At 39.8% G+C, this 12,784-nt stretch carries 11 protein-coding genes; all 11 read right to left on the bottom strand.

From position 1 onward, the window contains the following. Positions 1-10: 10 nt before the first annotated feature. The gene (locus KTV93_RS06615) at positions 11-985 is read right to left on the bottom strand and encodes a cell division protein FtsQ/DivIB (protein WP_230259123.1); all 975 of its coding nucleotides are present in this window, start codon (positions 983-985) and stop codon (positions 11-13) included. A gap of 25 nt (positions 986-1,010) precedes the next feature. After that, positions 1,011-2,369 (bottom strand): UDP-N-acetylmuramate--L-alanine ligase, encoded by a 1,359-nt coding sequence (murC, locus tag KTV93_RS06610; protein ID WP_218248172.1) that lies wholly within the window; start codon positions 2,367-2,369, stop codon positions 1,011-1,013. A gap of 7 nt (positions 2,370-2,376) precedes the next feature. Further along, entirely contained in the window at positions 2,377-3,489 is a 1,113-nt protein-coding gene (gene murG, locus KTV93_RS06605; protein ID WP_218248171.1) for an undecaprenyldiphospho-muramoylpentapeptide beta-N-acetylglucosaminyltransferase, read from the bottom strand. A 17-nt stretch (positions 3,490-3,506) separates the two neighbouring features. Continuing rightward, on the bottom strand, positions 3,507-4,736 hold the full coding sequence (locus KTV93_RS06600; RefSeq protein WP_218248170.1) for an FtsW/RodA/SpoVE family cell cycle protein: 1,230 nt from the start codon (positions 4,734-4,736) through the stop codon (positions 3,507-3,509). An 18-nt stretch (positions 4,737-4,754) separates the two neighbouring features. Next, positions 4,755-6,080: a UDP-N-acetylmuramoyl-L-alanine--D-glutamate ligase gene (gene murD / locus KTV93_RS06595; RefSeq protein WP_218248169.1), complete on the bottom strand. Its 1,326-nt coding sequence runs from the start codon at positions 6,078-6,080 to the stop codon at positions 4,755-4,757. A 33-nt stretch (positions 6,081-6,113) separates the two neighbouring features. Then, positions 6,114-7,355, bottom strand: coding sequence for a phospho-N-acetylmuramoyl-pentapeptide-transferase (gene mraY, locus KTV93_RS06590; RefSeq protein WP_218248168.1), 1,242 nt, complete (start codon positions 7,353-7,355; stop codon positions 6,114-6,116). Positions 7,356-7,394: 39 nt separating this feature from the next. Continuing rightward, positions 7,395-8,855 carry a UDP-N-acetylmuramoyl-L-alanyl-D-glutamate--2,6-diaminopimelate ligase gene (locus KTV93_RS06585; protein WP_218248167.1) on the bottom strand — a complete coding sequence of 487 codons (1,461 nt, stop codon included), beginning with the start codon at positions 8,853-8,855 and terminating at the stop codon, positions 7,395-7,397. 5 nt (positions 8,856-8,860) lie between these two features. Further along, on the bottom strand, positions 8,861-10,852 hold the full coding sequence (locus tag KTV93_RS06580) for a penicillin-binding transpeptidase domain-containing protein (protein WP_218248166.1): 1,992 nt from the start codon (positions 10,850-10,852) through the stop codon (positions 8,861-8,863). Beyond that, entirely contained in the window at positions 10,836-11,201 is a 366-nt protein-coding gene (locus tag KTV93_RS06575) for an FtsL-like putative cell division protein (RefSeq protein WP_218248165.1), read from the bottom strand. Before KTV93_RS06575 ends, KTV93_RS06580 begins: the two co-directional genes overlap by 17 nt. Before the next feature lie 31 nt (positions 11,202-11,232). Next, positions 11,233-12,126: a 16S rRNA (cytosine(1402)-N(4))-methyltransferase RsmH gene (gene rsmH / locus KTV93_RS06570; RefSeq protein WP_218248164.1), complete on the bottom strand. Its 894-nt coding sequence runs from the start codon at positions 12,124-12,126 to the stop codon at positions 11,233-11,235. Between the two features lie 63 nt (positions 12,127-12,189). Next, entirely contained in the window at positions 12,190-12,657 is a 468-nt protein-coding gene (gene mraZ, locus KTV93_RS06565; RefSeq protein ID WP_218248163.1) for a division/cell wall cluster transcriptional repressor MraZ, read from the bottom strand. Positions 12,658-12,784: the final 127 nt, after the last annotated feature.

Below are 12,784 nucleotides of genomic sequence, written 5' to 3'. Positions count from 1 at the left end.
ATTTGATTTTTTACTCTATTTTAACTTTTGCTTTCGGCTTTGCTGCCGGTTTGGGGGTTGAAGTTTTTGGCTTCGGGTTTTCTTTTTTTACAGCAGTTTTTACTTCTGCTTTTGGTTTGGAAACGGCGACCTTAGGTTTCTCTCTGGGCTTGGTTTCCGGTTTTGCAACTGGTTTAGCTGCTTCCTTTTTAGCAATATTTGCTGCTGTAGGAGCTTTTGCCAGTTCTTTACTTCCTATATTGATTAAACTGTCGTTTTCTTTGAAATAAGGATTCAGTGTCGTGACGATCTGATTGTCGTATTTCACCGATATTTTGCTGTATTTGTCAGGTTCCTGATAAACCAGATGCTTTTCAACAAAAGTCTTAAAACCTTTCACCTTCAGGTTTATCTTATCTAAATCTCCGATTTCAACCTTATAATTTCCCTGGCTGGTCAATAAATTATAGCCGCCGTTTTCTTTTGTAATTCCGATGAAGTATTTTTTACTGAATTCATCACGGTCAATTTTATCGACAAGTTCTGCCAGCTTTACATATTCAGATTTGTCAACATTTCCTGTCACCAGCATGCATGGGAAGGAATAATTTTTAGAAATCGGGAATTCGGTGCCTTTTTCATCAACATAAAAATCCCGTCCGTTCTTATTAAGACGGAAAGCCGGTACTCTTTGTTTGATGTCAAGATTCAGATTTCCATTTAAATTGAGATACACATTTGCGCTGTCAACCGCCGGAAGCATATTTATTCTTTTTTCTAAATCCGGGATATCGATGTCGCCAATCCTTTTATCTGGATTAGATTTTTTTACAATGTCCCTGATGTCTTTCTCATCAATAAAATAAACCGGATGCTTGGTCTGTGTAAGCTGCACCGACACTTTTTCCATGGGTTTATTATTGAATCTTTTCAACGAAAAACTCAGCAGAAATCCGAAAATGATTACTGTAATTAAAATTTTTAATATTCTGAATTTGTTTTTCATTAATTATTTTAAAGCGCTTATCAATTTATCTGGCCGAAAGCCATTCTATAATTCCGTCGTACAGCGTATCAATATTCCCGGCGCCTACCGTTAATAATACATCGAAATCTTTTTCTTTAATTCTGTTGAAAGCTTCACTTAAAGAGGAAACCTCACTGTTTTCTAATTTTAGTTTTTCTGCAAGCCATTTTGAGGTTACGCCTTCAAAATTTTCCTGTAATTCACGCGCCGGATAAATATCCAGAAGAATGAGCTCATCAGCTTTATCTAAACTTTCAGCGAAGCCATCGGCAAAATCCCGTGTTCTGCTGAAAAGATGCGGCTGGAAAACCACCAACAATTTTTTACCGGGATAAAAGGTTTTAATGGAACCAATCACGGCATTCAGTTCTGTCGGATGGTGCGCGTAATCGTCGATATAAATTTTGCCGTTTTCGAAACGGTGTTTAGTATATCTTCTTTTAATTCCTTTAAAGTTGGCAATTGCGCGTTTTAAGGTTTCGAAATCCACACCTAAATTGTGCAGGATCGCAATGGCAACCGTAGCATTCTCTACATTGTGAATCCCGGGAATTTCCCATTCGAAATTATCAATCTCCTCCGTCGGAGTATGGAAATCAAAGTAAATTTTATCGCCGATTTCTCGGATGTTGTCTGAATAATAATCTGCTTCCTCGTTTACAGCGTAAGTCCTTGCGCTTCGACCGATATTGATACCTTTTCTTATAAAAAGCTGCTTGTCTTCGGGAACCAAATCTGCAAAATCCCGGAAGCCCTGTTCAATTGTTGCCTTATCGCCATAAATATCAAGATGATCGGCATCGGTTGACGTAATCACTGCCCAATCAGGGGAAAGGTTGAGAAAACTTCTGTCGTATTCATCGGCTTCAACAACCGAAATGCCGTTTCCGTTGTAAAGGAAATTCGATTTGAAATTCTCTGCAATTCCACCCAAAAAAGCTGAAAACGAAAGATTAGCTTCTTTACAGAGATGTGCCACCAAAGAAGAAGTTGTTGTTTTGCCATGTGTTCCCGCAATGGCAATACAGGCGGTGTTTTCGGTAATTAAACCCAGAACTTTCGCTCTTTTCAGGACAGTGAAACCATTATCATTTAAATGATTTAAAATATCGAGTTTTTTAATGGCCGGAGTAAAAATCACCAGCGTATTTTCCGGATTCAACTGCTTAATTTCTTCTGAAATAACATCATCAAAAGTAATATCAATTCCCTCTGACACCAAAGCAGCCGTAATCTTTGTTCCGGTTTTATCGTAACCCATCACTTTTTTTCCGGATGCGTTGAAGTAACGAGCCAAAGCGCTCATTCCTATGCCGCCGATTCCTACGAAGTAGAAGTTTTGATATGTTGATAAAGCTTTCATTTTTCGCTTACGATTTGATGTTTAATGTGGTTAGGATTTCAGAAACAATTTCCTGTGCTGCGTCTGGTTTGGCAAAGAATTCCATGTTGGTGGACATTTCTTTCCTGAGGTTTTCGCTTTCGCAGATTTCTATCAGTGTGGACCAAAATTTCTCTTTCATCTCGGTATCTCTTACCATTCTTGCCGCATTTTTTTCAACCAAAGTCAGCGCATTTTTAGTCTGATGATCTTCGGCAGCAAATGGGAAAGGTACCAGAAGAACGGGTTTCTTCGCTACCGCAAGTTCAGAAATAGCAATCGCGCCGGCTCTGGAAACAATTACATCAGCTGCAGAATATGCCAGTTCCATATTTTTTATAAATTCTAAAATCTGAACATTTCGGTGTTGCTTAGTCTCTGTTTCTGACAAAATATTCTGGTAATCGGTTTTGCCGGTTTGCCAGATCAGTTGGTAATCTTTTTCTATGAACTTATCTAAATGGTCTTTCCAGGCATTGTTCAGGGTTCTGGAGCCCAGAGATCCTCCCACGGAAATAATCGTAAGTTTATGTTTGTCGAGCCCAATTTTTTCTTTTGCAATCTCGCCATCAATTAAGTTGGTAATGATGCTGTTCCGGATTGGATTTCCAAGAAAAAAAGTTTTGGTTCCGCTGAAGAACTGATCCATATTCGGATACGCTGTGAATACTGCTTTAGCACGTTTAGCCAGAAACATATTGGTTTTACCCGGAAGGGAATTCTGTTCCTGAACAAAAATCGGTACGCCAAGCACCGAAGCCATAAATAATGCAGGACCGCTGGCAAAACCGCCGGTTCCTACAGCGAAATCGGGTTTAAAATCTTTAATCGCTTTTCTTGCTTTTGTCAGGCTTGAAACGACTTTGAAAGGCAAGCCGACATTTTTCAGAAGGTTCCCCCGGTCGAAACCGGCGATATTTAAACCGATAATTTTATAACCCGCCTGCGGAACTTTTTCCATTTCCATTTTGCCGTTTGCGCCTATGAACAAGAATTCAGCTTCCGGAAATCTTTTTTTGATTTCGTCGGCAATAGCGATAGCCGGGAAGATGTGTCCACCTGTTCCGCCGCCGCTCATTAAAACTTTTATCTTTTTGTTCATCTTCTTAAAACCGAATTTTATGCGATATCATTTATTTCTTCGAGATCCTGTTTTTTACCCATTCCTTCTTCGTCATAAACCTGAATTCTTGAACTCACATTGAGGATAATTCCCAGCTGTATGTAAGTTACCAACATTGATGTTCCACCGTAACTGATTAATGGTAAAGGCTGTCCTGTAACCGGAATAAGATTTACCGCGACAGCAATATTCACTGACAGCTGTACGAAGATCATAATTCCGAGACTCAGCACAAGTAAACTGCCGAAAAATGCAGGCATTTTACTAGCGATCATCACGATTCTGATGATCATAATGAGATAGAGTGATATTAACGCCAAAGCACCAAAAAACCCGTATTCTTCTACAATAATTGCGAAGATAAAATCAGACGCTGACTGTGGAAGCATTTGTTTAAGAGCGCTTTTACCAGGCCCCATTCCGGCAATTCCACCGTGAACGATGGCTGCTTTTGCCTGCATGACCTGATAATTTTTAGCCTTGTCAATTTCATTTTCGATCTGGTTCTGCTGCTTAGAATCCATGAAAACTTCCACGCGGCTCATCCAGGTGTGCACACGGTTGTTTTCGATCATATCGGTTTTCAGCGCAAGGAATATAAAGATCCCAATTGCTAAGGAAGAGATTCCTACGAAGCCAAAAATGTATTTTTTACTCAGTTGACCAATAAGCATAACCGCTAGCGAAACAATTAAAATCATTAATGCTGTAGATCCATTATCCTTTGCTACCAGACCAAACACGAGGAGAACCGGCCCGAAAATAAAGAGAATGTTTTCCCAGGTATGGCGTTCCCTTTTGATCTTTTTGGTTAAATATCTGCACAAATAAATGATGAGCAAAAGGTAAGCGAAAGATGAGGGCTGGAATGAAATTGGTGTACCAGGAATCTTTAACCACCGCGATGCTGAAGCCCCGTCTATGGTTTGCCCTGCAAACATTGTTAAACCCAGGAGGAGAACCATAAATGCCAACAGAATACTGCTGAGTTTGCCAATATACTCGTATTTTACGACCCCAACGAATCGCATAATAGCCAAGCCCAATACCACAAAAAAGGTATGTTTGATTAAGTGAGACGTAGTGGTACCGCTGTTAACGATATATTCCAGATTCGAACTTGCGGAATAAACAGGGAACACCGAAAAGAACGAAATCAGTAAGATCACGCTCCAAAGGACTTTATCGCCTTTTAATAATTCGAATTTGTTTTCTGTTTCCTGCATTTTTATGCCCCGAAGGGTTTATTTTAAAACTTCTTTTTTAAATTTAGTACCGCGGTCTTCGTAGTTATCGAATAAATCGAAACTTGCACAACATGGCGAGAGCAATACAGTATCTCCGCTTTTTGCGAGTGATTTCGAAATTTTTACCGCTTCTTCCATACTTGATGTGCTGTAAATCAGTTCTTTTTTGTCTTTGAAGAAATCGAGGATTTTCTGGTTATCGATTCCCAGACACACAATTGCTTTTACTTTTCTTTTTACAAGTGCTTCGATTTCGGTGTAATCGTTGCCTTTGTCAACTCCACCAACAATCCATATGGTCGGCTGTTTCATGCTTTCCAGTGCATAATAAGTAGCGTTTACGTTGGTCGCTTTGCTGTCATTAATAAATTTTACACCATCAATTTCTGCGACCTGTTCCAAACGGTGTTCTACAGCCTGAAAGGTCATTAATGAATTCCGGATGCTTTCGTTGCTTATTTTCAGTATTTTACCTGCAATTGAAGCGGCCAGACTGTTGGCAACATTGTGGTTTCCCACCAAGGCTAATTCATCAATTTTAATGGAAAAATTTCCATCCAGTTTTATGGTCATTTTATCTTCGCTAAGATAACCGCCTTCGTTGAGGTTTTCTTTCAGGGAGAAAGGAATCATCTTGGCTTTGATTTCGAGTTTTTCGAGAAGATTCATGCTCATTTCGTCATCCTTGTTGTAGATGAAAAAATTATCATTCTCCTGATTTTCTGCAATCCTGAATTTTGCCAGAGCATACTCTTCGTAATTGTAATTATACTGGTCCAGATGATCCTGACTCAAATTCAGCAACATAGAAATATAAGGTCTGAAATTCTGAATATCATCTAGCTGAAAGGAGCTAACTTCCAGAACATAGTAATCAAAATTCTCGTCGGCAACCTGTTTTGCAAAACTTTTGCCGATGTTTCCGCCCAGACCTACTTTAAGATCATCGTTTTTCAGAATGTGGTAAATCAACGATGTTGTTGTGGTTTTACCATTGCTTCCTGTAATGGCGATGATTTTGGCATCGGTAAATTCAGAGGCAAATTCAATTTCAGAGGAGATCCTGATTCCTTTTCTGTTGATTTTTGAAATAATCTCAGCTTTCTTGGGGATTCCGGGGGATTTGATAATCCAGTCTGCAGCGAGAATTCTTTCTTCATCATGTTTTCCTTCCTCAAACTCAATTCCGGCGTCGATCAAGAGCTTCTTGTACTCATCCTTGATAAGACCTTTGTCCGACAGGAAAACCTCCAGGCCTTTTCTCTTTGCCAGGTATGCCGCGCCGAAGCCACTTTCTCCGCCTCCTAAAACAACTATTTTCATTTTTATGTTTTTAATGACAAGCCGTGCCTGCCGCTATCTCACTTTTAAAGTAATTAAACAGATAATCGCAAATAAAACCCCCATAATAATCATCCGGTTCACAATTTTGCTCTCGTGGTAACCTTCTTTCTGATAATGATGATGAAGAGGCGACATTTTGAAAAGTCTGTTGTTCTGGGCATATTCCAGCCCGTATTTTCTTTTTCTGTATTTGAAAACTCCGACCTGAAGCATTACAGAGATATTCTCAATCAGGAAAATTCCGCAAAGAACTGGAATCATGAGTTCTTTCCTCAAAATAATTGCTAAAACCGCTATCACGCCGCCCAACATCAAACTTCCGGTATCGCCCATGAAAACCTGCGCAGGATAGGTATTGTACCAGAAAAACCCGATTACCGCACCCACAAGGGCGAGGGCAAAAATGGTAGTTTCACCCATATTAGGAAGGAACATAATGTTGAGGTAATCTGCAAAAATGATGTTTCCGGAAATGTATGCAAAGAACGCCAGTGTAAGCAGGATGACGACGCTGGTTCCCGCCGCAAGACCATCAATCCCATCGGCAATATTGGCGCCATTTGACACCGCTGTTACGATGAAAATTACCATTGGAATGAATACAATCCAAGACCACTCGTGTGCTTCTTCGGGGCTCATCCAGAACAGGATTCCGCTGTAGTCAAATTCATTATTTTTAACGAAAGGTACGGTGGAAACGGTAGCTTTCTCAGTCGGCATAAAGTTCTTCTCGATGTTATTTCTGTTGATCTCCTTTGCGTCTGCATATTTTCGTTTCACCGTAACATCAGGATGAAAATACATGAGAACTCCAACGATCAGTCCCAAACCAACCTGTCCGATAACTTTGAACTTTCCGCTTAAGCCGTCTTTATTTTTTTTAATCTTCTTTAAATAATCATCAATAAAACCGATGGCGCCCATCCAAACTACCGAAATGATGAGTAAAATGATGTAAATGTTCAGGATTCTGGTGAAAAGTAAAACGGGGATCAATGTCGCAAGAATGATGATTAAACCACCCATTGTAGGTGTTCCTTCTTTTTGCTTCTGACCTTCTAAGCCCAAATCACGAACCTGCTCACCCATTTGTTTTTTTCGGAGGTAATTGATGATTTTTTTTCCGTAAACCAAAGCGATAATCAGAGAAAGCAACACGGCCATACCTGCACGGAAAGAGATAAATCTGAACATACCAAGTCCCGGAACGTGAATCCCGATGCTGGTGAAATATTCGTAGAGATAGTATAACATTTTCTTTGGTTTTCGGTTAATATTTGAGGTTCTCGAAAATTATTTCGACATCAGTTTTGCTAATTCCACAATGGTTTCTTTATCATCAAAATGGTGTTTTACGCCATTAATTTCCTGATAATCTTCGTGTCCTTTTCCGGCAACGAGGATAATATCTTTGGGTTCCGCGAATTTAATCGCCATTTTCATTGCCTCTTTCCGGTCAGGAATTGAGGTGTATTTGCTGAAGTTCTGCGGTTCTACGCCGGCTTCAATTTCTTTAATGATGGCTGCCGGATCTTCACTTCGCGGATTGTCGTTTGTGATGATTGCCAAAGTAGATTTTCTGGTTGCAATTTTCCCCATTTCCGGGCGCTTGGCATGATCCCGGTCACCGCCGCAACCGAAGATCGTAATCAATCTTTCGTTTTTTGTACGGATATCGTTGATGGAATCTAAAATATTTTCAAGCGCGTCTGGCGTATGCGCATAATCGATGACAAAGAAGATTCCGCTGTCGGATTTCAACGTTTCAAATCTTCCTTTTACTCTTTTCAGTTGCGACATTGCTTTCAATACATCTTCCTCATGAAAACCGGTTTCGATAGCCACAGCATAAGCCAAAAGCAGGTTGTATACATTGAATTTCCCTGTTAAAGTGGTCCAGAATTCTTTGCCGCCAAAATTCAGTAACATCCCGTTGAAGTCTGCTTCCAGAATTCTTCCGTGGTAATCTGCCATTGTTTTGAGCGCGTAAGTTTTTTGCGTTGCTTTGGTGTTCTGCAGCATCACAGTTCCGTTTTTGTCATCACTATTCGTGATGGCAATTGCTTCCGGATTGAGTTCATCGAAAAACCTTTTTTTGGTTTTAATGTATTCGCTGAAGGTTTTATGATAATCTAAATGATCATGAGTAATATTGGTAAATCCTGCGATTTTGAAATTCAGGCCTTCCGTTCTGTTCTGGTGGATTCCGTGCGAAGAAACTTCCATAAAAGCATATTCGCAACCCATTTCAACTGCTTTAGCCAGCATTTGATTTAAGCGTACAATATCCGGCGTTGTGTGAGTTGACGGAATAATTTCGTCCGCAATCCTGTATTCCACCGTCGAAATTAAAGCAGATTTAAATCCTAAATTTTTAAAAATATCAAATAAAAGGGTAGTCACCGAAGTTTTTCCGTTCGTGCCTGTAATTCCTATTAAATTAAGTTTTTCTGAAGGATTTCCGTAAAAATTTGAAGCCAACTGGCCCAAGGTTTTTGAGGCATCTTTTACCTGAATGTAAGTGATATCTGCATTACTGTTTTCAGGAAGAACTTCGCAAACAATTGCTTTCGCACCTTTTTCGATGGCAGCATTAATAAAAGAATGTCCGTCGGAAACCGTTCCTTTCACCGCTACATACAGCGAATTTTCCACAGCTTTACGGCTGTCGAAAACGATTTCTGAAATTTCTAAAGTTTTACTTCCCGAAATTTCGAGTACTGGGATTCTATTTAATAATACTTCTAAAATCATTTTTTTTAATTCTGTAAACTCAGGTAAATTCTCTGGTTTTTACTGATGGTAGTTCCTTCCAGAGGAAACTGTTCTCTAATTCGTCCTACGCCTTTATAATCAACTCGATATCCTTGGTTTTCAAGTTGGGGAATTACGTTTTTACCGATTAGTCCAACAACTTTCGGCATCTGTTTTCCTCTTACGGCAATTTTTTCAGTTGGTTCAATCATTTTGCTGAGGTCAACTTTTTTATCGACCAACATTTCCCTCTCGATATTTTGTGGCGTCTTAAGGAAAGTCTTTCCGGCAATTTCCTTGAAAACTGGCGCTGCAACAGTAGATCCGTAGTAACTTTTAGAAGGATCTGGCTGGTTAACCATCACAATGCACGTATATTTTGGATTATCGGCGGGATAAAAGCCTGCGAAACTCGCCTGATATTTTGCGGGTCCGGGTTTCCAGTATTCGAATCTTGCGGTTCCCGTTTTCCCGGCCATTTTCAAATTTGGTGTGAAAATACTTCTGGCGGTACCTTTTTCAACAGCTTTGGTCAGAGCGTTGGTCATCATAGTAATCGCCTTTTGCGAAGCCATTTTATTGACCATAATTTCGGGTTTCGCACTGTAAAGAACCTGACCATCTTTCATGATTTTATCGATAAATAGAGGCTTCAGCATTTTACCGTTGTTAGCAATTCCGTTGTAGAATGTGGTAAGCTGCAGAAGATTGAATCTTGATGAATAGCCGTAAGACAGCGATGCCAACGTTGCAGCATTCCATCTTTTATTTTCAGGAGTTACAACGAAAGGTTTTGTGATTCCGGGAAGTTCGATATCCATTTTTTCGAACATTTTCCATCTTTTCAGGTGATCGAGGAAAACCTGAGGCTTGTCTGCATAATATTGGGTAATCAGCTTGGCTGAACCGACGTTGCTTGATTTTGCCAAAACATCAGCGATTTCATAAGTTCCGCCTCCGTGGCCGTCCGAAATTCTCTGCTTCGCATAGGTCCATACACCGTTTCCAACATTTACTGTTGTGTTTTCATCAATGAAACCATCATCCATCGCAGCTAAAAGAGAAACTGTTTTGAAAGTTGAGCCCGGCTCGGTAGCATCTTTCAGTGCGTAATTGTAGGAATCTACATAAGTTCCAGGTTCAGTACGCTTGAGATTTACCATTGCTTTTACCTTTCCGGTAGCCACTTCCATCACCAAGACAGAGCCGTGATCTGCATCGAAATTGATGAGCTGTTTTTCAAGGGCAGAATGCGCAATATCCTGAATTCTTAAGTCAATTGTGGTGTAAACGTCCTGTCCGTCAACAGGTTCCTTAACTTTCCAGTAATCAATGGGTTTCCATTGGCTGGAATTCACACGCTGTTCCAGACGTGTTCCGTTGATTCCTGTCATGTATTTCGAGAAAGCGCCTTCCAAACCTGATTTGGCAACGCCGTTATCCATTCCGATTGTACCTGCGCCGATTTGTGTTGTGGCAAGTTCTCTTTTAAAGTTCCGGTCTACGATAAATCCGCCGCGGTTTTTTCCTTTCTTGAAAATCGGGAATTTTCTGATACGGTCGTATTCGTCGAAATCAAGACCTTTTACCAACGAGTAGTATTGGTTGTTTGCTTTTTTCTGCTGATCAAGGCGGTCTCTGAAATAACTTCTAGGCTTCCCAAACATTTTAGATAAGGAATCTGTTAAAGCGCCAATATTGTTTGAATAAACGGTATCTTTTATTGTTTTGAAGTCGAGGTAAACATCGTACCGCATTACAGTAGTAGCCAAGATGGATCCATCTGCTGCATAAAGATTTCCGCGTGCTGCTTTTAAGGTTGCTTCACGATAATTTTTATTAATGTAATCGTCTTTAATTTCCTGAACGTTAGTATTCTGCAGCATGATGATACGACCTAAAAAAACGACAAAAAGGATGAATGCTGCCCCGGCAAAAAGGTAGCCCCATCTCAATGTTTTTGAGCGCTTATTTTCGAATTCATTTAGTACTGCCATCTGTACTGTCCAGTTTTATCAATAATTTGTGTGGGTGGTTTTCCAGTGATAAAAGGGAGTCTTCCACCATTTCTTTACCCAGTTCCGATTCAAGTTTTACTTTGATTAAACGACTTTGGGCATATGCGTTCCGGGATTTATATTCCTCGGTTTGTTCTTTCAGTTCATTTACCAGTTCTATCTTTTTACTGACCTGGTGGTTGCTGTAAATCATAATCATCAGCAACAAAAAAACAAGCATAAAATACTTGTAATGAATTTTTACTTCATCACGGTTCAGGAAATTCCCTTTAATTATATCAATAAAGGTTAATTTTTTCTGAGGGCGATATGTTTGTTTTTTAGCCATTTATATGATGAATGCGATCACTCATCTTTGATTATATTTTTATTCCCACACGCATTTTTGCACTTCTTGCACGGGAATTTTCTTCTATTTCAGCCTGATCCGGTACGATTGCCTTGCTTTGAAGGAGATTGAATGCCTTCGAATAATTCCCATAAATATCTCGTGCCGGTTCTCCTTCGAACATTCCGTTTTTGAGGAAGCGTTTTACCAGGCGGTCTTCCAGTGAATGATAGGAAATCACAACTAGTCTGCCGTCGGATTTCAAAATATTATACGACTGCATCAGCATTTCCTTCAGTACTTCGAGTTCCTGATTCACTTCGATTCTAACTGCCTGAAAAACCTGCGCGAAAAATTTGTTCTGTTTAAATGCCGGAATGTAACTGAACAACTTCTTGAGATCCTCCGTGGTTTCAATAGGTTTAATTTTTCGGTGATGAACAATTTCGCGGGCCAGTTTTCTGGATTCGCGTAATTCGCCGTAATAGTAAAAAATACCTGCGAGCTGTTCTTCTTCGTATTCGTTGATGATTTTTTTTGCGTCTAAGCCCTGCATCACATTCATTCTCATGTCAAGCGGAGCGTTGCTGCGTGTTGAAAAACCGCGCTCGGCTGCATCAAACTGGTGAGAAGAAACACCCAGATCTGCTAAGATTCCATCAACTTTGCTGATTCCATAAGCCATCAGCGAGTTTTCCAGAAACCTGAAATTCTGGTTGATGAGCGTGAATCTTTCGTCTTCAATGGTATTTTTAAGAGCATCCAAATCCTGGTCAAAGCTGTAAAGTCTGCCTTTGGATGAAAGTCTTTTCAGGATTTCTCTGGAATGTCCGCCGCCGCCGAAAGTTACATCCACATAAATCCCGTCAGGATTTGTTACCAAATCATCAACACTTTTCTTCAACAAAACCGGATTGTGATACATTCTATATTATATTAAGGAGAAAGACTTCCCGACTAAAACTTTATTGCAATTTTTCTGCAACCGTTATTCTTCATCATCAAAATTGATGTCGCCCATCACTTCTTCTGCAAGTTTGGCAAAATCTTCTTCTGAAGTAGCTATTACCGATTCGTACGCCTCTTTGTCCCAAATCTCGAACAGTGCTCCGGCGCTTGTGATGACGATTTCTTTTTTCAGATTTGCGAAGAATGTTAAGTCCTTAGAAATCTGGAGTCTGCCAGCGTTATCGGGTTCCACCGTTTTCAATCCTGCGGTAAACTGCCTGATAAAGTCTGCATTTTTCTTTTGGAAACGATTCAGTTTATTAATTTTTTCCATCAGTTTTTCCCATCCCGTCATTGGATAAACTTCCAAACACGACTGGAAAACGGAACGCTTTACCACAAAAGAGTCACCGCCAAAATTCTCCATCTGTTTTACCAGTGATGAAGGAAGTTTTATGCGACCTTTGTCGTCGATTTTGCATTCGTATGTACCGATGAAATTCTTCATTTGGGACAAATTTATATAAAAATTTCTAATACTTCCCACTTTTTCCCACTTTTTGACTTATTGTTAATAAGTTTTGAATAATCTAATTAAATGCTTGATTAAAAAGAAGTTATCTCTAATGATATTT

Source organism: Kaistella faecalis, from assembly GCF_019195395.1.
In the GTDB taxonomy this organism is placed as follows: domain Bacteria; phylum Bacteroidota; class Bacteroidia; order Flavobacteriales; family Weeksellaceae; genus Kaistella; species Kaistella faecalis.
This window is presented reverse-complemented; position numbering and strand designations above follow the sequence as displayed.

Excerpts from the sequence above, each read along its gene's own strand:
- KTV93_RS06615 (WP_230259123.1), bottom strand. The coding sequence starts at position 985 with ATGAAAAACAAATTCAGAATATTAAAAATTTTAATTACAGTAATCATT.
- murC (WP_218248172.1), bottom strand. The coding sequence starts at position 2,369 with ATGAAAGCTTTATCAACATATCAAAACTTCTACTTCGTAGGAATCGGC.
- murG (WP_218248171.1), bottom strand. The coding sequence starts at position 3,489 with ATGAACAAAAAGATAAAAGTTTTAATGAGCGGCGGCGGAACAGGTGGA.
- KTV93_RS06600 (WP_218248170.1), bottom strand. The coding sequence starts at position 4,736 with ATGCAGGAAACAGAAAACAAATTCGAATTATTAAAAGGCGATAAAGTC.
- murD (WP_218248169.1), bottom strand. The coding sequence starts at position 6,080 with ATGAAAATAGTTGTTTTAGGAGGCGGAGAAAGTGGCTTCGGCGCGGCA.
- mraY (WP_218248168.1), bottom strand. The coding sequence starts at position 7,355 with ATGTTATACTATCTCTACGAATATTTCACCAGCATCGGGATTCACGTT.
- KTV93_RS06585 (WP_218248167.1), bottom strand. The coding sequence starts at position 8,855 with ATGATTTTAGAAGTATTATTAAATAGAATCCCAGTACTCGAAATTTCG.
- KTV93_RS06580 (WP_218248166.1), bottom strand. The coding sequence starts at position 10,852 with ATGGCAGTACTAAATGAATTCGAAAATAAGCGCTCAAAAACATTGAGA.
- KTV93_RS06575 (WP_218248165.1), bottom strand. The coding sequence starts at position 11,201 with ATGGCTAAAAAACAAACATATCGCCCTCAGAAAAAATTAACCTTTATT.
- rsmH (WP_218248164.1), bottom strand. The coding sequence starts at position 12,126 with ATGTATCACAATCCGGTTTTGTTGAAGAAAAGTGTTGATGATTTGGTA.
- mraZ (WP_218248163.1), bottom strand. The coding sequence starts at position 12,657 with ATGAAGAATTTCATCGGTACATACGAATGCAAAATCGACGACAAAGGT.